The 21,300-nt window shown below is 65.1% G+C and carries 23 protein-coding genes; 8 read left to right on the forward strand and 15 right to left on the reverse strand.

Annotated elements, in window-relative coordinates; all coding sequences use genetic code 11:
• The first annotated feature begins 51 nt into the window (after nucleotides 1–51).
• Both acnA and D6M19_RS16925 read left to right on the forward strand, forming a co-directional pair.
• Nucleotides 52–2,859 (forward strand): aconitate hydratase AcnA, encoded by a 2,808-nt coding sequence (gene acnA, locus D6M19_RS16920; RefSeq protein WP_123026390.1) that lies wholly within the window; start codon nucleotides 52–54, stop codon nucleotides 2,857–2,859.
• 9 nt (nucleotides 2,860–2,868) lie between these two features.
• The gene (locus D6M19_RS16925) at nucleotides 2,869–3,432 is read left to right on the forward strand and encodes a TetR/AcrR family transcriptional regulator (protein WP_123026391.1); all 564 of its coding nucleotides are present in this window, start codon (nucleotides 2,869–2,871) and stop codon (nucleotides 3,430–3,432) included.
• Here the strand turns inward: D6M19_RS16925 and D6M19_RS34825 are convergent, their stop codons facing one another.
• From D6M19_RS34825 to D6M19_RS16960, 7 genes are all read right to left on the reverse strand, one after another.
• Nucleotides 3,433–3,621, reverse strand: a complete 189-nt coding sequence (locus D6M19_RS34825) for a helix-turn-helix domain-containing protein (RefSeq protein ID WP_123026392.1) — start codon at nucleotides 3,619–3,621, stop codon at nucleotides 3,433–3,435. It abuts the gene before it with no gap.
• Between the two features lie 98 nt (nucleotides 3,622–3,719).
• On the reverse strand, nucleotides 3,720–5,348 hold the full coding sequence (locus D6M19_RS16935; RefSeq protein WP_123026393.1) for an ABC-F family ATP-binding cassette domain-containing protein: 1,629 nt from the start codon (nucleotides 5,346–5,348) through the stop codon (nucleotides 3,720–3,722).
• A gap of 58 nt (nucleotides 5,349–5,406) precedes the next feature.
• Nucleotides 5,407–6,237 (reverse strand): enoyl-CoA hydratase, encoded by an 831-nt coding sequence (locus D6M19_RS16940; protein ID WP_123026394.1) that lies wholly within the window; start codon nucleotides 6,235–6,237, stop codon nucleotides 5,407–5,409.
• Between the two features lie 18 nt (nucleotides 6,238–6,255).
• The gene (gene trxA, locus D6M19_RS16945) at nucleotides 6,256–6,621 is read right to left on the reverse strand and encodes a thioredoxin (protein ID WP_123026395.1); all 366 of its coding nucleotides are present in this window, start codon (nucleotides 6,619–6,621) and stop codon (nucleotides 6,256–6,258) included.
• A gap of 188 nt (nucleotides 6,622–6,809) precedes the next feature.
• Nucleotides 6,810–7,688, reverse strand: a complete 879-nt coding sequence (locus D6M19_RS16950; RefSeq protein WP_164478528.1) for a bifunctional helix-turn-helix transcriptional regulator/GNAT family N-acetyltransferase — start codon at nucleotides 7,686–7,688, stop codon at nucleotides 6,810–6,812.
• A 31-nt stretch (nucleotides 7,689–7,719) separates the two neighbouring features.
• Complete coding sequence (locus D6M19_RS16955) at nucleotides 7,720–9,393, reverse strand: MOSC and FAD-binding oxidoreductase domain-containing protein (protein WP_123026463.1); 1,674 nt, start codon at nucleotides 9,391–9,393, stop codon at nucleotides 7,720–7,722.
• 310 nt (nucleotides 9,394–9,703) lie between these two features.
• Nucleotides 9,704–10,225 carry a CGNR zinc finger domain-containing protein gene (locus D6M19_RS16960; protein WP_123026396.1) on the reverse strand — a complete coding sequence of 174 codons (522 nt, stop codon included), beginning with the start codon at nucleotides 10,223–10,225 and terminating at the stop codon, nucleotides 9,704–9,706.
• 86 nt (nucleotides 10,226–10,311) lie between these two features.
• Between D6M19_RS16960 and D6M19_RS16965 the strand changes: the two genes are divergently transcribed.
• From D6M19_RS16965 to D6M19_RS16980, 4 genes are read left to right on the forward strand one after another with little or no spacing between them, the layout of a single operon-like run.
• Nucleotides 10,312–11,184: an alpha/beta fold hydrolase gene (locus D6M19_RS16965; protein ID WP_123026397.1), complete on the forward strand. Its 873-nt coding sequence runs from the start codon at nucleotides 10,312–10,314 to the stop codon at nucleotides 11,182–11,184.
• Nucleotides 11,185–11,210: 26 nt separating this feature from the next.
• Complete coding sequence (locus tag D6M19_RS16970) at nucleotides 11,211–12,086, forward strand: DUF427 domain-containing protein (RefSeq protein ID WP_123026398.1); 876 nt, start codon at nucleotides 11,211–11,213, stop codon at nucleotides 12,084–12,086.
• The gene (locus D6M19_RS16975; protein WP_123026465.1) at nucleotides 12,086–12,520 is read left to right on the forward strand and encodes a VOC family protein; all 435 of its coding nucleotides are present in this window, start codon (nucleotides 12,086–12,088) and stop codon (nucleotides 12,518–12,520) included. Before D6M19_RS16970 ends, D6M19_RS16975 begins: the two co-directional genes overlap by 1 nt.
• Nucleotides 12,501–13,187 carry a haloacid dehalogenase type II gene (locus D6M19_RS16980; protein ID WP_234834899.1) on the forward strand — a complete coding sequence of 229 codons (687 nt, stop codon included), beginning with the start codon at nucleotides 12,501–12,503 and terminating at the stop codon, nucleotides 13,185–13,187. Before D6M19_RS16975 ends, D6M19_RS16980 begins: the two co-directional genes overlap by 20 nt.
• On the opposite strand, the gene D6M19_RS16985 is transcribed toward D6M19_RS16980, so the two are convergent.
• The gene (locus D6M19_RS16985; protein WP_123026399.1) at nucleotides 13,188–13,736 is read right to left on the reverse strand and encodes a hypothetical protein; all 549 of its coding nucleotides are present in this window, start codon (nucleotides 13,734–13,736) and stop codon (nucleotides 13,188–13,190) included.
• A gap of 57 nt (nucleotides 13,737–13,793) precedes the next feature.
• Here D6M19_RS16985 and D6M19_RS34265 point away from each other — a divergent pair, with 57 nt between their 5' ends.
• Nucleotides 13,794–13,931: a hypothetical protein gene (locus D6M19_RS34265; RefSeq protein ID WP_164478529.1), complete on the forward strand. Its 138-nt coding sequence runs from the start codon at nucleotides 13,794–13,796 to the stop codon at nucleotides 13,929–13,931.
• On the opposite strand, the gene D6M19_RS16990 is transcribed toward D6M19_RS34265, so the two are convergent.
• From D6M19_RS16990 to D6M19_RS17020, 7 genes are read right to left on the reverse strand one after another with little or no spacing between them, the layout of a single operon-like run.
• Nucleotides 13,921–14,268, reverse strand: coding sequence for a metal-sulfur cluster assembly factor (locus tag D6M19_RS16990; RefSeq protein ID WP_123026400.1), 348 nt, complete (start codon nucleotides 14,266–14,268; stop codon nucleotides 13,921–13,923). The genes D6M19_RS34265 and D6M19_RS16990 overlap by 11 nt on opposite strands.
• The gene (gene sufU, locus D6M19_RS16995; protein ID WP_123026401.1) at nucleotides 14,246–14,731 is read right to left on the reverse strand and encodes a Fe-S cluster assembly sulfur transfer protein SufU; all 486 of its coding nucleotides are present in this window, start codon (nucleotides 14,729–14,731) and stop codon (nucleotides 14,246–14,248) included. The genes D6M19_RS16990 and sufU overlap by 23 nt, the downstream gene beginning before the upstream one ends.
• Nucleotides 14,732–14,741: 10 nt before the next feature.
• Nucleotides 14,742–16,007, reverse strand: coding sequence for a cysteine desulfurase (locus D6M19_RS17000; RefSeq protein ID WP_123026402.1), 1,266 nt, complete (start codon nucleotides 16,005–16,007; stop codon nucleotides 14,742–14,744).
• Nucleotide 16,008: 1 nt separating this feature from the next.
• Nucleotides 16,009–16,776 (reverse strand): Fe-S cluster assembly ATPase SufC, encoded by a 768-nt coding sequence (gene sufC / locus D6M19_RS17005; RefSeq protein WP_123026403.1) that lies wholly within the window; start codon nucleotides 16,774–16,776, stop codon nucleotides 16,009–16,011.
• Nucleotides 16,773–17,951, reverse strand: a complete 1,179-nt coding sequence (sufD, locus tag D6M19_RS17010; RefSeq protein WP_123026404.1) for a Fe-S cluster assembly protein SufD — start codon at nucleotides 17,949–17,951, stop codon at nucleotides 16,773–16,775. Before sufD ends, sufC begins: the two co-directional genes overlap by 4 nt.
• Nucleotides 17,951–19,378, reverse strand: a complete 1,428-nt coding sequence (sufB, locus tag D6M19_RS17015) for a Fe-S cluster assembly protein SufB (RefSeq protein WP_123026405.1) — start codon at nucleotides 19,376–19,378, stop codon at nucleotides 17,951–17,953. Before sufB ends, sufD begins: the two co-directional genes overlap by 1 nt.
• A complete protein-coding gene (locus tag D6M19_RS17020; protein ID WP_123026406.1) occupies nucleotides 19,375–20,106 on the reverse strand; it encodes a helix-turn-helix transcriptional regulator in 732 nt (243 codons plus the stop codon). The genes sufB and D6M19_RS17020 overlap by 4 nt, the downstream gene beginning before the upstream one ends.
• Before the next feature lie 184 nt (nucleotides 20,107–20,290).
• On the opposite strand from D6M19_RS17020, the gene D6M19_RS17025 reads away from it, so the two are divergent.
• Nucleotides 20,291–21,298 carry an NADP-dependent oxidoreductase gene (locus D6M19_RS17025; RefSeq protein ID WP_123026466.1) on the forward strand — a complete coding sequence of 336 codons (1,008 nt, stop codon included), beginning with the start codon at nucleotides 20,291–20,293 and terminating at the stop codon, nucleotides 21,296–21,298.
• The last annotated feature ends 2 nt before the right edge of the window (nucleotides 21,299–21,300 follow it).

The following is a 21,300-nucleotide window of genomic DNA, read 5'->3' on the forward strand; positions in this document are numbered from 1 at the left end:
ACCGAGCCGCCGACACAGCCCGTCGCGGCGATTACTTAGCCGGGAGTTGATGTGAGCAGCAAAGATTCGTTTGGAGCCCGCGACACGCTGGCGGTCGGGGACAAGAGCTACGAGATCTACCGCCTGGACGCGGTGTCGGGCACCGAGAAGCTCCCCTACAGCCTCAAGGTGCTCGCCGAGAACCTGCTTCGCACCGAGGACGGCGCCAACATCACCAGCGACCACATCGAGGCCATCGCCAACTGGGACCCGAGTGCCGATCCGAGTGTGGAGATCCAGTTCACCCCTGCCCGCGTGATCATGCAGGACTTCACCGGTGTCCCGTGCATCGTCGACCTGGCCACCATGCGCGAGGCCGTTGGCGACCTCGGCGGGGACCCCGACAAGGTCAACCCGCTTGCACCCGCCGACCTGGTGATCGACCACTCCGTGATCGCCGACCTCTTCGGAACCGCGAACGCGTTCGAGCGCAACGTCGAGATCGAATACGAACGCAACGGTGAGCGGTACCAGTTCCTGCGTTGGGGCCAGGGCGCCTTCAACGACTTCAAGGTGGTCCCTCCCGGCACCGGCATCGTTCATCAGGTCAACATCGAATACCTGGCCAGCGTGGTGATGGAGCGCGACGGCGTCGCCTATTGCGACACCTGCGTCGGCACCGATTCGCACACCACGATGGAGAACGGGCTCGGTGTGCTCGGCTGGGGTGTCGGCGGCATCGAGGCCGAGGCCGCCATGCTCGGCCAGCCGGTGTCGATGCTCATCCCGCGCGTCGTCGGCTTCAAGCTCTCCGGTGAGCGACAGCCCGGCGTGACCGCAACCGACGTGGTGCTCACCGTCACCGAGATGTTGCGCAAGCACGGCGTTGTCGGCAAGTTCGTCGAGTTCTACGGCGACGGCGTCGCCGAGGTGCCGCTGGCCAACCGCGCAACGCTAGGCAACATGAGCCCCGAGTTCGGTTCCACTGCAGCGATTTTCCCAATCGACGAAGTGACAATCGACTACCTGAGGCTGACCGGCCGCAGCGACGAACAGCTGGCACTGGTCGAGGCCTACGCCAAAGAACAGGGCCTCTGGCACGACCCGTCCCGGGAACCGAAGTTCTCCGAGTACATCGAGCTGGACCTGTCCGACGTGGTGCCGTCGATCGCCGGACCGAAACGTCCGCAGGACCGCATCGCGCTCAACGATGCCAAGAACGCGTTCCGCAAGGACATTCACAACTACGTCGAGGAGAACCACCCCGCCGAGCACACCAACGTCGACGAGGCCGTCGACGAGACGTTCCCCGCCAGCGATCCGGTGTCGCTGTCCTTCGCCGACGAGAGCGCGGTGGAAGTGGTCTCGGCGGCCAACGGCGCCCAGGGCAGGCCAAGCAAGCCGGTGAAGGTGGAATCCTCCGAGCGCGGTGACTGCATCATCGACCACGGCGCGGTGGTGATCGCGGCGATCACGTCGTGCACCAACACGTCGAACCCCGAGGTGATGATCGGCGCCGCACTGCTGGCGAAGAACGCCGTCGACAGGGGCCTGACGTCCAAGCCGTGGGTGAAGACGACGATGGCGCCGGGTTCCCAGGTCGTCACCGACTACTACGACAAGGCGGGCCTGTGGCCATATCTGGAGAAGCTCGGCTTCTTCCTCGTGGGATACGGCTGCACCACATGCATCGGCAACTCCGGACCGCTGCCGGAGGACATCAGCAAGGCGATCAACGATGCCGATCTCTCGGTCACCGCAGTGTTGTCGGGCAACCGCAACTTCGAGGGCCGGATCAACCCCGACGTGAAGATGAACTATCTGGCGTCTCCGCCGTTGGTGATCGCCTACGCGCTGGCGGGCACGATGGACTTCGACTTTGAAGCCGACGCCCTTGGTAAGGACACCGACGGCAACGACGTCTTCCTGAAGGACATCTGGCCGTCGCAGAAGGACATCAACGACACCATCGCGTCGGCGATCAACACCGAGATGTTCGTCAAGAACTATGCCGACGTGTTCAAGGGTGACGAGCGGTGGCGCAACCTGCCGACGCCGAGCGGCAACACGTTCGAGTGGGACGAGAACTCGACCTACGTGCGCAAGCCGCCGTACTTCGACGGCATGCCCGCCGAGCCGGAGCCGGTGGCCGATATCACCGGTGCCAGAGTGCTTGCGCTGCTGGGCGATTCGGTTACCACCGACCACATCTCCCCCGCGGGCAACATCAAGCCGGGCACGCCCGCCGCGCAGTACCTCGACGAGCACGGCGTAGACAAAGCCAATTACAACTCCTACGGGTCACGACGCGGAAACCACGAAGTGATGATCCGGGGCACGTTCGCCAATATCCGGCTGCGCAACCAGTTGCTCGACGACGTCTCCGGTGGCTATACCCGAGATTTCACCAACGACGGCGAACAGGCGTTCATCTACGATGCTGCGCAGAACTACGCGGCAGCCGACATCCCGCTGGTCGTGCTCGGCGGCAAGGAGTACGGTTCGGGATCGTCGCGGGACTGGGCGGCGAAGGGCACCAGCCTTCTCGGAGTCCGTGCGGTCATCACCGAGTCGTTCGAACGAATCCACCGCTCCAACTTGATCGGCATGGGCGTCATCCCGCTGCAGTTCCCCGCGGGTGAGTCGGCCGCTTCGCTGAAGTTGGACGGCACGGAGACCTTCGACATCACCGGCATCGAGGCGCTCAACGACGGCAAAGTGCCGAAGACCGTGCACGTGAAGGCCACCAAAAACAATGGATCAGACGGCGAGGCCGTGGAGTTCGACGCCGTGGTCCGCATCGACACCCCCGGTGAGGCTGACTACTACCGCAACGGCGGCATCCTGCAGTACGTACTTCGCAACATGCTGAAGTCGTAGGGCGATACGTTGCCGCGGGTAACCGACGACCACCTGGCGGCGCGTCGCCGGCAGATCCTCGACGGCGCCCGGCGGTGCTTTGCCGAATACGGCTACGACAGGGCCACCGTGCGTCGGCTCGAACAGACCATCGGGCTGTCGCGCGGCGCGATCTTTCACCATTTCCGGGACAAGGACACCCTGTTCTTCGAACTGGCCCACGAGGATGCCGAACGGATGGCCGACGTTGCTTCGCGCGAAGGCCTCATCCAGGTCATGCGCGACATGCTGGCCGCGCCCGAACAGTTCGACTGGTTGGCCACCCGCCTTGAGATCGCGCGCAAGCTTCGCAACGACCCCGCGTTCAACAAGGGCTGGTCGGAACGGTCTGCCGAACTGTCGGTGGCGACCACCGAGCGGCTGCGCAGACAGAAGCAGGCGGGACGGTTGCGTGATGACGTGCCCAGCGACGTACTGCACATGTATTTGGACCTGGTGCTCGACGGCCTGGTAGCGCGGCTCGCCTCGGGAGACGACCCCGAAAAGCTCAGTGGCGTACTCGACCTCGTGGAATCGTCGGTCCGCCAGCGGTAGCTAACGCCTACTACGATGGTTGGGCCCGCCGCGGCTGCGCATCGTCGTGCCCGACTCGCGCAACATACTGTGTATCGACCCGTACGAGCGGCCCGTAGATGCGACGAGCGAACGAATGCTCGCCCCGCCCTCGTACGCATGCCGGAGTTCGTTGAGCAACTGCTCGCGAGACTTGTTCAGTTTCTTCATCGACACCTCCCCGCCTTTGGTGCCCCGACGAGTACCCAGCGTAAACAAGGCTCAACCCAGCGGCGGCAAGAAAAAGCAAAGAGTCACATTTTCAGACATCAGGCCAACTCGATGAGCTCGGCGTAGTCGGCCGACCAGAAATCCTCGGTGCCGTCGGGAAGCAGCACGACGCGTTGCGGGTCCAGCGCCTCGGCGGCACCGGGATCGTGGGTCACCAGCACCACCGCCCCTTGGTAGCTGCGCAGCGCGTCCAGCACCTGCTCGCGCGACGCCGGATCGAGATTGTTCGTCGGTTCATCGAGTAGCAGGACATTTGCCGTCGATGCGACGAGACCGGCAAGCGCGAGGCGGGTTTTCTCGCCTCCCGACAATGTGCCAGCAGGCTGGTCGAGCTGCGGCCCGCTGAACATGAAAGCGCCCAACAGGCCGCGTAGCTCCTGCTCGCCCGTATCGGGGGCGGCATGGCGGATGTTCTCCCACACCGTCGCGAGATCATCGAGGGTGTCGTGCTCCTGTGCGAAATAGCCGATCTTGAGGCCGTGGCCCGGCTCGAGGCCGCCGGTGTCAGGTGTCTCGACCCCGGCCAGCAGGCGCAGCAGCGTGGTCTTGCCCGCGCCGTTGAGGCCGAGCACGACCACACGCGAACCACGGTCGATGGCCAGATCGACGCCGGTGAACACCTCCAGCGAGCCGTAGGTCTTTGTCAGGTCCTTGGCCACCAACGGGGTGCGGCCACACGACGCCGGACTGGGAAATTTGATGCGGGCCACCTTGTCGGCAACCCGCTCTTCGTCCAGCGCTGCCATCATCCGATCGGCCCGGCGCAGCATGTTCTGCGCCGCAACGGCTTTGGTCGCCTTGGCGCCCATCTTGGCGGCCTGGGTGCGCAGCGCGGACGCCTTCCGCTCGGCGTTGGCACGTTCGCGGCGGCGACGCTGTTCGTCGGTGGCACGCGCATCGAGGTATTTCTGCCACGACATGTTGTAGACGTCGACCTCGCCGCGCACTGCGTCGAGGAACCAGACCCGGTTGACGACGTCGGCGAGCAGCTCGACGTTGTGGCTGATCACCACCAACCCGCCGGTGTGTGCCCGGAGAAACTCGCGGAGCCAACCAAGCGAGTCGGCGTCGAGGTGGTTGGTTGGCTCGTCGAGCAGCAGCGTCGTCGACGAACCCGCCCCGCTGTCGGATGCGGCGAACAGGATCCGGGATAGCTCGACGCGGCGGCGCTGCCCGCCGGACAGCGTGCGCAGCGACTGGGTCAGAACCCGGTCGGGCAGGCCGAGGCTCGCACAGATGCGACTGGCCTCACTCTCGGCGCCGTAGCCGCCAAGGGCGGCGAACCGCTCCTCGAGCTGGCCGTAGCGGCGCACGGCTCGATCGCGGGTGGCGTCGTCGGCGACCTCGGCCATCAGAGCCTGCTGCTTCTCCAGGTCCGACAGCAGAGTGTCGAGACCACGCGCCGAGAGAACCCGGTCGCGGGCCAGGGTGTCGAGGTTGCCTTCTCTGGGATCCTGTGGCAGATAACCGATTTCGCCGGTTCGGATGATCTTGCCCGCGTACGGCTCACCTTCGCCTGCCAAGATCCGCATGGTGGTGGTCTTGCCCGCACCGTTTCGGCCGACGAGTCCGATGCGATCGCCTGGCTGCACCCGAAGGGCCGTGCCGTCTGTGGACAGCAGCGTGCGCGCGCCTGCGCGGACCTCGAGGTCCGTTGCGGTGATCACGCTGGCTTCGTCCTTCCCCCGGTCGCTTCGCTCGTACCCCGCCGGGATCTCGTCACTGTTACTTGTCGTCGGTGAAGACCGCGGGCCGGTTCTCTGCGCGCGCGGCCACCGCTTCTTCGAAGTTGGCGGTGAGTAAGCGAACGAAGAGTTGGCCAAGGCCTTCGGCCTGCATGTGTCCTTCCAGGCTAGCGGCGTCCAGTCCAGTCCACAGTGTGCGCTTGGTCAACTCGACTCCGGGCCGGGAGAACGCCGCGATCCGCTCGGCCATCTGGTAGCACGTGTCGAGCAGCTGATCATCAGCGACGGCGCGGGAGACCAGGCCGATCCGTTCGGCCTCCTGCGCGTCGACGTCGCGGCCGGTCAGCATCAGCTCGAACGCCCGCGACGTGCCGATCGCCCTCGGCAGCAGATAGCTCAGGCCGAGCTCGCTTGCGGTCAGCCCGTTGTTGATGCCCGCCGCCCGGAAATATGCGGCGCTGCCTGCGACCCTGATGTCGGCGGCCAGCGCTAGGCACAGTCCCCCGCCGATCGCGGCGCCGTTCACCGCCGCGATGACCGGCTGGTGCATCTTGCGCAGCGCGAGAATGACGTCGTCGAGCACCTCCATGGAGCGCAGTGCGAACGTCGGCCGGGTCAGCCCGTCGATGTGGGGCACCGAGCCGGCCGATTTGTGGTCGGCGCCCGAGGAGAAGCCACGGCCCGCGCCGGTCAAGACGACCGCCCTGACGGAGTTGTCGAAGGTCAGCTCTTCGAGCACGGCCTTCAGCGGAACCATGACATCGAACGCCATCGAGTTCATCCGCTCCGGGCGATTGAGCGTTACCAGCGCCACGTGGGGACGCGGACGATCGACGAGGACGAAATTGCTCTGCTCGGTCACGGACTGCACGCTATCGCGTGCAGCGGATCAAGCCTGTTCGCCGTTGCTCTGTGCGGCGATCGCGGCGTCGATGTCGAGGTCCTTGACCTGCTGCACAAGGTCCTCGAGGGCGGCCGGCGGCAGTGCTCCGGCCTGGTTGAACACCAGCTTGCCCTTCTTGAACGCCATCAGCGTCGGGATCGACCGAATGTCGGCGGCGGCGGCGAGCTGCTGCTCGGCTTCGGTGTCGACCTTCGCGTACACCACATCGGGGTGCTTGTCGGCCGACGCCGAGAAAGTCGGTGCGAATGCCTTACACGGCCCGCACCATGACGCCCAGAAATCCACCAGCACGATCTCGTTGTCGTTGATGGTGTCGTTGAACTCTGCAGCTGTGATGTCTCGGGTGGTCACGCTTCTCCTAACGCCGGCGTAAAGCTGTCTGTTCCCACTATGTGGTCACGGGTACCCGTGACGTTCCATCCCACCCGACGAGGGTGACGTTGCTCACCAGGATTCGCTCAGCGGTACTCGGGGTTGGTGAAATCGTATCGACATCCGGCGGCCTCGACAGACGGGAGTGTGTTGGCCGGGCCGGTGCGTTACAACGACTTCTCGAACCAGTGATCTGCGTACGGCTCGTCGTTGAACGGCGGCACTTCGCGGTAGCCGGCAGAGGTGTACAGGCCGAGAGCTTCGCGTAACACGTCCTTGGTCTCCAGTTTCAGCAGGCGGACCCCGGCCGCACGCGCCCGCTCCTCCAATTCGGCCAACAGCCGCCGGCCCAGTCCAAGCCCGCGGACAGTCCGGGCCACCCACATCCGCTTGATGTAGGCCCCAGCTTCGGGAAGGAACGTCATCGCGCCGCAGCCGACGGGATCTCCGTGAAGTGTGGCCACCAGCAGCAGACCTGCGGGTGGCGTCATCTCCTCGTCGCGGAACGGCTTCCTCGTCGGGTCGAAACCGCCGTCGAACCGCTCGGCTAGTTCGGCGAAGTAGGTATCGAGGCAGAACCGCGCCTGCGGTTCGTCGGGCCTGCATTGGCGAACCTCGACCGTCGAGGCGGTCAAGAGCCGGTCGACCTGTGTCATGGCCGTCACCAATCGGTCACGCTGACCGGCGTTGAGCGGCCGGAGTATCGCCGCGGCGGCGTCATCCGAGCGCTGATCGAGGGTGGCGACTTCTCGGCGGCCGGCATCCGTGAGCCGGGCAATCCGGACCCGGCCGTCGTCGGGGCTCGGCTCGACGACGATCAGGCCGCCGTTCTCCAGCGTCCGCAACAGCCGGCTGACGTATCCGGAGTCGAGATCCAGCCGCGCACGTAGCGACCGGACATCGCAGCCTTGCCCGCCGACCTCCCACAGCAGCCGGTTCTGCCCGAGCGAGCGGTCGCTGGCCAGGAAGTTCTCGTTGAGCACGCCGATGCGCTGGGTGACGACTCGGTTGAACCTCCGGACCTGGGCCACCATCTCCGGGGTCATTCCTCTGACCTTAGTCAGAGAATCGCCGCGGTCAAAGGTCCAAAACGACGTCGTCGGCTGGCTCGGCGACGCATATCAGCACCGTCCCGTCGGCCGGCTCTTCCAGGGGCGGCTGGGTGTAGGCGGTCGAGCCCGCGATCAGTGGGGTGACGCACGTATGGCAGACACCGCTTCGGCAGGAGAAGCGCGTCGGCACATCGCAGGCCTCCGCGAACTCCAGGATGCTCCCGTACTGCGAGGACCAGTTGACCGTGAGCCCGCTACGCGAGAACGACACGGCCGGTCCCGTACCTGCGGGGCCTGCTGGTGCATGCGGCCGTGCAGTCGACTTGTCGACAATTCCGGGATTGATCGGCGGCAGGGCGCCGAACAGCTCGCTGTAGATGTGTGCCGTTTCGATGCCTGCGTCGGTCAGGGCGGTGCGCATGTCGACCATGAACGGGACGGGCCCGCACATGTATACGGCCGCATCGCCGGGCAGGCCAAGCGCCGCGATGGCCGGTCCGTCCAGCCTGCCGGAGGAGCTCGTGTAGAACACGTGCTGTCGCGCACTGGGCAACCGGGCGATCAGGTCGCTGACCTCATGCTCGAACGCCTGGGTGTGCGCATCCCTTGTGGTGTGCAGCCACCAGACGTCGCGAGTGCTGCCCGCCTCGGCCAACGCCTGCAACATCGCCAGCACGGGGGTGACGCCGACGCCTGCTGACAGCAGGACAACCGGGCGGTCCCCGTCCGTCAGGTAGAAGTCACCGCGCGGTGCCGCGACATCGACGACAGACCCGTCGCGGATGTTGGTGTGCAGCCAGCGGCTGACGACCCCCCGGTCCTCGCGCTTGACACTGATTCGGTAGCCCCTGTCATAGCCCGACAACGAGTAGCTGCGCAACGGTGCCGGATCACCGGCATCTGGCAGCCGCAGCGTCAAATACTGGCCCGGCAGTGGAACCGGCAAGGGAACGCCGTCGTCTGCCTCGAACCGTATCGACATGATGGAGGGGCTTTCACGGTGAACACCCGTGACGCGTAGAGGCCGGAACCCGCTCCACCCCGGTTGGACACCGAGGACTGGTTCCGTTACGCCGCTGGCGTCTTGGTCAGCGGCCAGCAGGTCGTTGAACGACTGCTGCCAACCGGGGCTCAGCGCAGGCACGTCGACGGCCTCGCGCAGCAGGTCCGAATCGCGATCGGGCAGGTACAGCAGCGCATCGATGTCGGCGACGGTGAGTTCGTGCCTGCCACGTCGCGTCCGAACGATGGCGTCACCGGCCTGGACGCGCCCCTCTGTGATGACGCGGAAGTAGAAGCCTGGGCGATGGTGGGCGACAAGAAGATTCGGCATATCGGGCTCCCCGAGTCGCATGCCGACCCGGAAGCAGGTGACCCGCGGCTGGGTCACCTCGAACTCCGCATCGCCGATGGCGTAGCGGTCGCCGATGCAGACCTCATGGTCCCCCAGCCCGGTGATCGTGAAGTTCTCGCCGAAATTGCCCGGCTGCAGGTCGTCGCGCCCGAGAAAGCGACTCCAGTAGTCATACGACTCGGTCTGATAGACCATCACGGCACGTTGCTCGCCACCGTGGCCGCCGAGATCGCCCTGGCCGTCACCGTCGATGTTCAGCCTGCGCACCATCACCGGTCCGGGCACCGGGCTCTTGTAGATGCCGGTGTACACGGTCTTCCCGCGCCACGCCACATCGGTTGGCATTCCGACGTTGACAGAGACCAACTTCGCGGTGACTTCGTCAGATGAGGGGTTCGCCACCGTCCACCTTCAGGGTCGCGCCGGGAAACAGCACGATCGATCCTCGCTCATTCAGCATCGGAGCGCCGTGTTTTCCCGACATCACGGCGTCCGACGACCAGCACACACTTACCTTGCAGGGAACCCATATCTAACTCCCAAGCTACTGGATTACGGTTAGTGATGCGGGCCAGTCAAACGCATCGATAGATAACCTGTCAAGGGCGAGTTAATGGTTAAAATGGCGAATTCACTTGCCGCGGAGCTAGTTTCGTCACTCATCGCCGGCACGGGCGCGACGGTAGTGCCGACGCGCCTTCATCCGGTTGCCACAGATCGCCATCGAGCACCAGCGCGCAGTGTTGGGCTTGCTTCGGTCTATCAGAAACAACCGGCATTCGGTGTTGGCACATGGCCGAAGCCGCCCGGGACTCGATACCCGCAGGGCATCCCAGGCCAGCACCGCACGCACGGCTCCGCCCATGCCCTGTTTCATGGTCAGCCGCCAATCCACGCCATCACGGGACGCCGTCGGCCGCAGGGCGACGGAATCGACGAAGCGCTGCAAGGCCGACGGCGACTGTTCGCCGCGCACCACCGCCTGGAGCACCGACCGCGCGTCACGAAGTGCGGCCAATTCGACATTGCTCGATGCAACGCCATGCGCGCGCATCCAGGCGCGGGCCACATTCGGCTCCGCGAGGTCGTCGCGCGACTCCCCGTCCACGACCGGTGTGGTGTTGAGCAGTTCGAGCAGAAAATGCTCATCATCGGGCCCGACTGCCGCGAGATCCATACCCTAACCTCCAAATAGATATTGACAGGTTACATTATCGAGCGTTAACTGTGCCTAACCATCAAAGATATTTAAGGAAGTTAGCCATGACGGCTCGAGTTCACCACCGCTACGCCACCGTCGACGGGCAGCGCATCTTCTACCGCGAGGCCGGAGACACGGGCGCTCCCGCGATCGTTCTGCTGCACGGATTTCCGACCAGTTCGTTCATGTTCCGCGACCTGATCCCACGACTGGCCGACCGCTACCACGTGATCGCACCCGATCATCTCGGGTTCGGATTCTCGGCGGCCCCGTCGGTGACTGAATACGACTACACCTTCGACGCGTTGACCGACCTCACGGCGGGCCTGCTCGGTCAACTCGGCGTGAACCGGTACGCGATCTACGTCCATGACTACGGCGCCCCGATCGGATGGCGGCTGGCGCTGCGAAACCCGCAGGCCATCACAGCCATCGTCACCCAGAACGGCAACGGCTACGACGAAGGTTTCGTCGAGAGCTTCTGGACGACGGTGTGGAACTACCACCGAGACCAGAATCCGGACACCGAGGCCGCCGTTCGCGCCGCGCTTGCCGAGGAGTCCATCAAATGGCAATACCTGACCGGGGTCGCCGACGAGACCCTCGTCAGCCCGGACACCTGGACACGTGACGCCGCACTGCTGGCGCGCCGGGGCAACGACGAAATCCAGCTCGCCCTCTTCCGCGACTACGCCACCAACGCGCCCATGTATCCGGCATTGCACGACTACCTGCGCAGCAGCAAGGTGCCGGTGCTGGCGGTATGGGGCCAGGGCGATCCGATCTTCGGCCCCGACGGTGCCCGCGCATTCGGCAAGGACGCGCAGAACGCCGAGATCCACCTCCTCGACGGAGGCCACTTCCTCCTGGAGACCGCGGTCGACGAGGTCGCGGAATTGATGCGCGACTTCCTGTCCCGAGCCAGTGCGGCCTGAGAACAACACAGAGAAGGGAAACGACAATGGGATTGGCATGGCAGCAGGGCCCCTTGGCAGCCGGGTCCGTAGGCCACTTTCTGACCGCCGAACCGCTACCCGATCGGCTTCTGTTCGTCGAACCGCTACGCAGGCGCATGCGGGCACGGCAGGGCGCCGACTGGATCGCCGACAGCGAGGACGTGCTGTTGCTCCACGAACCGGGCCGCTACCCCGTCGCGTACTTCCCCGTCGACGACATCCTCGACGGTGTCCTCGTCGCCGAGAACCGGATCACCCGACACGCTGAGCTCGGCGATATGCAGTGGTACACGGTGGTCGCCGACGGGCGGGAGGTCCCCCATGGCGCATGGGAGCACACCGCGCTTCCCGCGTTCGCGACGGACTTGGCGCGACGGGTGGCGTTCGGCTGGCGTGCGGTGGACGCCTTCTACGAAGAAGACGAACGCATCGTCGGGCACGCGGCCGATCCGTATCACCGCGTCGATATTCGGGCCACATCGCGCCATCTCGTGGTCCGTGATGGCGACAACGTGATCGCCGACACGCGTCGGCCCGTGGTGCTCTACGAGTCGGGATTCGCACCGCGGTGGTATGTGACCCGAGAAGATATCGACGCCAGCGCGTTGGAACCCGTTGACGGCCAGACATTCTGCCCGTACAAGGGCCTGGCCGACTACTACACCATCGGGGAGCACAAAAAGGCCGCGTGGTCGTACGTCAACGCGTGGCCGGAAGCGGACAGGGTGAGCAACTTGGTGTCGTTCGAACCGGACAAGATCGAGGTCTGGCTCGACGACGAACGGTTGCACCTCGAACCAGGACAGACCGTGGTCGCACATGGCATCGACCGCGGGCTCGACCCCGACGAACTGCTCCAGAGCGCGGCCAGGAGCACATGATGCTCGCCTCACTCGAGGTCGTCGTTCTGCCGGTCTCAGATCCCGACAAGTCGCTGGACTTCTACCGGGACAAGCTCGGGTTCGCGTTCGACGTCGACTATTGGCCGGCGAAGGGTTTCCGCGTCGTCCAGCTCACACCGGAAGGGTCAAGCACATCAATACAATTCGGTCTTGGGCTGACCGATGCACCGCCCGGCTCGGTTCAGGGCCTGTACCTGGTGGTGAGCGATATCGCGGCGGTTCGGGCCGAGCTTATCGATCGAGGTGTCGGCGTCAGCTCCATCAGACACAAGGACATCGATCGCGGGCAATGGCGGGGACGGTTCCGCCTCGGCGCCGATCCGGATCGAGCCGATTACTCGAGCTTCGCCGACTTCACCGATCCCGACGGCAACGCCTGGATAATCCAGGAGCGTGGCCACCAGGGTGTATAGCAGCCCGTCGGTTCTGGTGTTCGATGTCAACGAGACCCTCATCGACATCGAGTCGCTCGGGCCGCATTTCGAGCGGATCTTCGGCGACGCCGGTGTGCTTCGCGAATGGTTCGGACAACTGGTGATGTATTCGATGGCCGTCACGTTGTCGGATACCTACGTCGACTTCTTCTCCCTCGGCCAAGCTGTTTTGAAGATGACGGCCGACGTCCACGGCGTGCAGGTAGCCGACGACGATCTCGCCGCGTTGAGTGTGGGGATGGCAACGATGCCCGCCCATCCCGATGTTGCAGACGGCCTTCGCGGCCTGAAGGACCGGGGGTACCGACTGGCCACCCTGACGAACTCTCCACCAGCCGCCGGCGGAGGTACGCCGCTCGAGAACGCCGGCATTGCCGAACATTTCGAGCGGCAGTTCAGCGTCGACGAGTCACGGGTGTTCAAGCCGTCGACGAAGCTGTACACCCGTGTGGCTGCGGAGCTCGGGGTGCCGCCGTCGGAGTGCATGATGGTCGCCGCCCATGTCTGGGACACCATGGGCGCGCAGGCAGCCGGGTTCAGCGGTGCGCTGATCACGCGTCCGGGCAACGCGCCACTGCCTGCACAGGGCGTCCCGCAGCCGGACGTCATCGCAGGAGATCTGGTGGAGTTGGCCCAGCGCCTCTGATTAGGCCGATCCCTCGCCGGCCATCTCCACGGCGCGGTCGGCGTTGGTGAGAAGTTGCCGCTGTCGCTTGGGCCACCAGAACACCTCGAGCACCAGCAGCACCAGATAGATGGCCGAGACGACGGCGTTACCCCATGATCCGAAAGCGGCGTCCCACACCGCCGTTGCGACCGCCACGACGAGGACGACCAGGACGAGCCACCGAAACAGCCTGGTCTCTTCGGCGGCCACGTGCATTCCGTTGCGGTAGTCGCTCAGTGCCTGCGCAAGCGCAGGGTCCTCGAGGCGCTCACCCTGTCGGGCGGCGCGGGCGACCTGCTCGCGTTGCGGGCCGGTCAACTGCGTGGCCGTTGGCCAGTGCCGCGCCATCCGCCTCGACATCAACAAGCCATAGAGTGCGCAGAGCACCACGAAGACGACCAGCCCGATCACCAGAAATCCCGAGTCCAGCCACGCAAGAGCGCCGAGGAAGGCACCGACCGCGCCGCCGAGGATCACGCCGCGAAGGACCGGGCCGTATCGCCACACCAATGCAGGCACCGTGACCATGCACCAATCTTGTCGGCTTCCGCGGATTCAGACGGCCAACACGCCACAATCACGCACATGTCATCGCGCGCGGATGTCACCACCGTCAGCAAGCAGGGCCGCAGCGGGCAGATCCTGCCCTTCGACATGTCCGGAGTGGACCGTACCGACGACGGCGTCCTGCCGTCCTGCGCGACGAGATCCGCTAGACGGTGAAGCCAAGAGCGCGCAGCTGTTCGCGGCCGTCCTCGGTGATCTTGTCGGGGCCCCACGGTGGGTTCCACACCCAGTTGATCTTGATCTCGTTGACCAGCCCGGCGCCGACAAGCGCAGTGCGCGACTGATCCTCGATCACGTCGGTCAGCGGGCATGCCGCCGACGTCAGCGTCATGTCGATCAGCGCCACCTTGCCTGCGTCACCCTCTTCGACGTTGAAGCCGTAGACGAGGCCGAGATCGACCACGTTGATGCCGAGCTCGGGGTCGACGACGTCGCGCATCGCCTCCTCGAGATCGGCGAGGAACTCCTCGTTAGGCACTGCGGTCTCGCTCATCTGGCGTCTCCTCCGTGTTGAATTCAGCGTCGGCTTGCGCCACTGCGTCTTTGAAGGCCATCCAACCCAGCAGCGCACACTTTATGCGCGCCGGATACTTGGCCACCCCGGCGAAGGCGATGCCGTCGCCGAGCACATCCTCGTCGCCCGCCACGTTGCCGCGGGACGAAATCATTTCGTTGAACGCCGCAACGGTCTTCAACGCATCGCCGACATTCTGGCCGATCACCAGGTCGGCCAGTACCGACGTTGCGGCCTGGCTGATCGAACAGCCCTGCCCGTCATACGAGACGTCGACGACCTGCTCGCCGTCGTCGGACAGCGCAACCCTCAGCGTGACCTCGTCGCCACAGGTCGGATTGACGTGCCGGACCTCGGCGCCGAACGGCTCCCGCAGCCCGCGGTGATGCGGATGCTTGTAGTGGTCCAGGATCACTTCCTGGTACATCTGCTCCATCCTCACGGGCGAATCCTCAGTCCCTGCCGAAGAATTCGATGGCGCGCTGCACGCCGGCCACCAGCCGGTCCACCTCGTCGAGCGTGTTGTACACGGCGAACGATGCCCGCGCGGTCGCCGCGATACCGAACTTGCGGTGCAGCGGCCACGCACAGTGATGTCCCACCCGAACGGCCACGCCTTCATCGTCGAGAATCTGGCCGACGTCGTGGGCGTGGATGCCGTCGACGACGAAGCTGACCGGCGAACCTCGACCGACCAGGGAGGTCGGCCCGACGATGCGGACAGCGGGCACGGTGGCAAGCCCTTCCAACGCCGCGGCGACCAGTTCGGCCTCGTGTGCCTCGACGGCGTCCATTCCGATGGCACTCAGATAGCGGGTGGCCGCGGCCAGACCGACCACCTGGGATGTCATCGGGGTGCCCGCCTCGAATCGCTGCGGCGCGGGCGCGAAGGTGGTCTCCTCCATCGTCACGGTCTCGATCATCGAGCCGCCGGTGATGAACGGCGGCATGGCGTCCAGCAGCTCGTGGCGCCCGTAGAGCACGCCGATACCGTTGGGGCCCAACATCTTGTGGCCGGAGAACGCGGCATAGTCGACGTCGAGAGCGTGCACGTCGACCGGCTGGTGTGGCACCGACTGGCAGGCGTCGAGAACCGTCAGTGCACCGATGGCCTTGGCGCGGTCGACCAGCTGCGCGACGGGCGCAATCGCACCGGTGACATTCGAATGGTGGCTGAAGGCAATGACTTTGACGTTGCGATCCAGCTCCAGCGAGTCGATGTCGATGCGGCCTTCCGGGCCGACCGAGTACCACTTCAACGTCGCGCCGGTGCGGCGGGCCAACTCCTGCCACGGCACCAGGTTGGCGTGGTGTTCCAGTTCGGTGGTGACGATGACATCGCCTGGGCCGACCGCGTGCTCGAACCGGCTGTCACCCAGTGCGTAGGCGACCAGGTTGATGGCCTCGGTCGCGTTCTTGGTGAACACCAACTCGTTCGCATCGGCGCCGATGAAGGCGGCGATATCGGCGCGGCCCTGCTCGTAGGCGTCGGTGGACTCCTCCATCAGCTGGTGGGCACCACGGTGCACGGCACCGTTCGACGTGACGAGGAAGTCGCGTTCGGCGTCGAGGACCTGCAGTGGCTTCTGCGATGTGGCCCCGGAGTCCAGGTAGGCCAACTGGTTTCCGCCACGCATGACCCGGCTCAGGATCGGGAAGTCCGACCTGATCTTGGTGAGGTCCAACGTCTGGGCCGACTTTGAGACCGACACCGTCATGTCAGGCTCCGACCGCCTGGGTGAAGCGCTCGTAACCGTTCGCGTCGAGTTCGTCGGCGAGCTCGGGCCCACCCGACTCCACGATTCGGCCGCCGATGAACACGTGAACGAATTGCGGCTGGATGTAGCGCAGGATACGGGTGTAGTGCGTGATCAGCAGCAGACCACCGTGCGCGTCTTCGGCGTAGCGGTTGACGCCGTCGCTGACCACTCGCAGCGCATCGACATCCAGGCCCGAGTCGGTCTCATCGAGGATCGCGATCTTCGGCTTGAGCAGTTCGAGCTGCAGGATCTCGTGCCGCTTCTTCTCACCGCCCGAGAAGCCTTCGTTGACACTGCGTTCGGAGAAGGACGGATCGATGTCGAGCCCCGTCATGGCGCCCTTGACCTCTTTGACCCAGTGCCGCAGCTTCGGCGCCTCGCCGCGCACGGCGGTTACCGCGGTGCGCAGGAAGTTCGACATTGAAACCCCTGGCACCTCGATCGGGTACTGCATCGCCAGGAACAGGCCGGCGCGGGCACGCTCATCGATGCTCATCGCGAGGACGTCTTCGCCGTCAAGCGTGATCGAACCGGACGTCACCGTGTACTTCGGATGGCCTGCGATCGCGTATGACAGCGTCGACTTGCCCGACCCGTTGGGTCCCATCAATGCGTGGGTCTCTCCCGATTTCACGGTGAGGTCGACGCCCTTCAGGATCGGGATGTCGGTGCCGTCCTCTTTGGAGACGACGCTGACGTGTAGATCCTTGATTTCCAGTGTGGTCATGAGGTGGCTGTCCTTGATTCCGTAATTGCTAGTTCGTGTTCGATGGCATCTGTCAGGCGTTCACGCACGGCGGGCACGGCGATCTTGGCGATCAGCTCACCGAAGAAGCCGCGCACCACGAGGCGGCGGGCCTGGTCTTCCGGGATCCCGCGGGCCTGCAGATAGAACAACTGCTCGTCGTCGAAACGTCCGGTCGCGCTTGCGTGTCCGGCGCCTGCGATCTCGCCTGTCTCGATCTCCAGGTTCGGCACCGAATCGGCACGGGCGCCATCGGTCAGGACCAGGTTGCGGTTGGTCTCGAAGGTGTCGGTCCCGGTCGCCTCCGCCCGGATCAACACGTCGCCCACCCATACGGTGTGTGCATCGGGCTTGTCCGAGTCCGGATCGCCCTGCAGCGCGCCCTTATAGGTGACGTGCGAGCGGCAGTTCGGCTGGGCATGGTCGACCAGCAGCCGCGATTCGAAGTGCTGACCGTCGTCGGCGAAATAGAGACCGAGCAACTCGGCGTCCCCACCAGGGGCGTCGAACCGGGTACGGGCGGTGAGTCGTACCACGTCACCGCCGAGAGTGACCGCGACATGCCGCAGCACCGCGTCCTTCCCGAGCACGGCGTGGTGGCTGCTGACGTGCACCGCGTCGTCGGCCCAGTCGGCGATCGATACCACGGTCAGCCTGGCGGCGTCGCCAACGACGAACTCGATGTTGTCTGCGTAGGTTCCGCTGCCGGTGTGATCGATCACGACGACCGCCTCACCGAGCTCGCCGACCCGCACCTGCAGGTGGCCGTAGGCCGTCGCGCCCTCCCCCGGCCCGGTCACGCCGATCTCGATCGGCTGCTCGCAGGCGACGCCCTTCGGGATGGTGACGATCGTCGCGCTGTTGAACGACGAGAATGCCTGCGCCGCAACGCGATCAGCCGGAACTCCAGCCTGGCCCAGGCGCTCGTCTCCGCGGCGCACCGTTTCGACGGTGACGCCTGCGCACTCGGAGACCTCGATAGCGGCACTGCCTGTCGCAGGGGCGGACCCGTCGTGCAGGCCGCGCAGCCGCTTCAGCGGCGTGAAGCGCCAGATCTCATCGCGGCCGCCGGGCACCTCGAAGGCATCGACGTCGAACGAGGTGAACAGCTCGCCCTTGTTCTGACCCTCGACGGCTGTTGTCAGATCTTGAGCCACTAGCCGACCGCGCCTTCCATTTGCAGCTCGATCAGCCGGTTCAGTTCGAGCGCGTACTCCATCGGGAGTTCCTTGGCGATCGGCTCGACGAACCCGCGCACCACCATCGCCATCGCCTCGTCCTCGGTGAGGCCGCGGCTCATCAGGTAGAACAGCTGGTCCTCACTGACCTTGGAGACAGTTGCCTCGTGGCCCATCGTGACGTCGTCCTCGCGGATGTCGACGTACGGGTAGGTATCGCTGCGGCTGATCGTATCGACAAGCAACGCATCGCATTTCACACTGGACCGCGACCCGTGCGCACCCTTGTTCACCTGGACGAGGCCGCGGTAGGACGCGCGTCCGCCGCCGCGGGCCACCGACTTCGAGACGATGTTGCTCGACGTGTTCGGTGCCAGGTGCAGCATCTTGGCACCGGTGTCCTGATGCTGGCCCTCGCCTGCGAAGGCGACCGAAAGCACCTCGCCCTTGGCGTGCTCACCGGTCATCCACACCGCCGGATACTTCATCGTCACCTTCGACCCGATGTTGCCGTCGACCCACTCCATGGTGGCTCCGGCCTCGGCGCGGGCCCGCTTGGTGACGAGGTTGTAGACGTTGTTCGACCAGTTCTGGATGGTCGTGTACCGACAACGGCCGCCCGGCTTAACGATGATCTCGACCACTGCCGAGTGCAGCGAGTCGCTCTTGTAGATCGGAGCGGTGCAGCCCTCGACATAGTGCACGTAGGCACCCTCGTCGACGATGATCAGCGTCCGCTCGAACTGGCCCATGTTCTCGGTGTTGATCCGGAAGTAGGCCTGCAGCGGAATGTCGACGTGCACGCCCGGCGGCACGTAGATGAACGAACCACCCGACCACACAGCGGTATTCAGCGCCGAGAACTTGTTGTCACCGGCCGGGATCACCGTGCCGAAGTACTGCTTGAACATCTCCGGGTGCTCGCGCAGCGCGGTGTCGGTGTCGAGGAAGATGACACCGAGCTTCTCCAGGTCCTCACGGATCGAGTGGTAGACGACCTCGGACTCGTACTGCGCGGCGACACCGGACACCAGCCGCTGCTTCTCCGCCTCGGGGATACCGAGCTTGTCGTAGGTGTTCTTGATGTCAGCGGGCAGGTCGTCCCACGTCGCGGCCTGCTTCTCGCTGGAGCGCACGAAGTACTTGATGTTGTCGAAGTGAATGCCCTCGAGGTTGCTGCCCCAATTCGGCATCGGCTTCTTGTCGAACACGCGCAGCGCCTTGAGCCGGACGTCGAGCATCCACTGGGGCTCGCTCTTCTTGCTCGAGATGTCGCGGACAACGGCCTCCGACAACCCGCGCTGCGCGCTGGCGCCCGCTACATCGGAGTCGGCCCAGCCATAGCCGTAGCGACCCAGCGACTCGATGGTCTGTTCCTGGGTCAAGGCCTCGGGCGTGGTCGTCATGTCGACGCTCCTTGCTTGGTTTTGGTGGGTTGGGCGCCGTGGGCTGTGCGCCGTAGGGCTGGTTGCTGTTCTGAGTTGAGCGGCACGTGCGTGGTGCAGGCGCAGTCTCCGTTGACGATCGTCGCCAACCGCTGCACGTGAGTGCCCAGCACGTCGGCGAACGCTTCCCGCTCTGTCTCGCACAACTCCGGGAACTCCTTGGCGACGTGCGATACCGGGCAGTGATGCTGGCAGAGCTCTATCCCGTGCAGGGGCCCGCTCACCTGGGTGGCGCTGGCGGCATACCCGGCCTTGGTCAGTGCACTTGCCACACGATCGACAGTGGATTCAACGTCATCGGATCCTTCGGTTACTCCCGACAGGATGGTGTCGATACGGCGCCGCGCGAATGCACGGACGGCATCGTCACCGCCGATTTCACGGAGCTGGCGCATGGCAGCGGCCGCCAGGTCGTCGTATGCGTGGCCGAGCTTGGCGCGTCCCGCGGCGGTCAGCCGGTACCGTCGGGCGGGCCTGCCGCGGCCGTTGTGCTGCCAGGCCGCGGCCGCACTGGACTGCGCTTCGCCCGCCTCCAGCAGCGCGTCCAGGTGCCTGCGAACACCCGCCGCGGAGATGCCGAGGCTTTCGCCGATCTCGCCTGCAGTGATGGGTCCGGACTTCAGCAACAGCTGGATGATCGCGCCACGCGTGTGGCGGTCACCGCTGTGAGCGTCCGGATTGAATTCCACAACACTATTGTGTCGGAATTCCAAACCCCGGTAAAGCAAGGGCACCCTTATGTGGGCAACGTCGCCCGAATCCTGGCGAGACGGAGTCCGCGCAGGCCCTTACTCGCACTTTCGCCGGTGGAATTCCGTTTCGCGGTTGATGTGGGCGGGCGGAGGCGCGCCGTTGCACACCTACGATCACCATATGAGCGAGCAGAATCGGCGACTGGTCCTGGCCCACCGACCCTCCGGACTGGTTGATGAGGGCACCACACGACTGGAGACCGAGCCGCTGCCCGAACTGCAGAACGGCGAGGCGCTGGTCAAGGTCCGGTTCCTGTCGATCGACCCGACGATTCGTACCTGGATGGACGACGTCGCGAGCTATCTGCCGCCGATCCAGATCGGCGAAGTGATCCGCAGCGGCGGCGTCGGCGAGGTCATCGAAAGTCGCACCGACGCCTATGCGCCCGGCCAGCTGCTGTTCGGGATGACCGGCTGGCAGGACTATGTGATCGCCGATACGGCTGAGCGGGCGATGCAGGTGCTGCCCGACGGCGTCTCCCCCGGGATCGCCATCGGCATCCTCGGCGTCACGGGCATGACGGCCTATTTCGGCCTGATCGACGTCGGGCAGGTCTCCGACGGCGACGTGGTCGTCATCTCGGGCGCGGCGGGCGCCACCGGTTCCGCCGCAGGCCAGATCGCGAAGATCAAGGGCGCCAAGAAGGTGGTCGGCATCGCGGGTGGTGCCGACAAATGTGCCTATATCGTCGACGAACTCGGCTTCGACGAGGCGATTGACTACAAGAACGACAACGTCGCCAAACGACTCCGGGAAGCCTGCCCTGAGGGCATCGACCTGTACTTCGACAACGTCGGCGGATCGATTCTCAACGACTGCCTCGCGAATCTGGCGATGCGCGGCCGCGTCGTGCTGTGCGGCGCGATCTCGACCTATAACAGCGACGGCCCGCCACCGGGGCCGAGCAACTACCTGAGCCTGCTGGTGCGCCGTGGGCGCATGGAGGGCTTCATCATCATCGACTACCTCGACCGCTTTCCCGCTGCGCAATTGGAGGTCGCGGGCTGGATCGCCGAGGGCAAGATCAAGTCGTCAGAGCACGTCATCGAGGGCCTCGAGAGGGCGCCCGATGCGCTGAACCTGTTGTTCAGCGGCGGCAACACCGGCAAGGTGATCGTCGCGCTCTGACG

This window comes from Mycolicibacterium stellerae (assembly GCF_003719305.1).
GTDB lineage: Bacteria > Actinomycetota > Actinomycetes > Mycobacteriales > Mycobacteriaceae > Mycobacterium > Mycobacterium stellerae.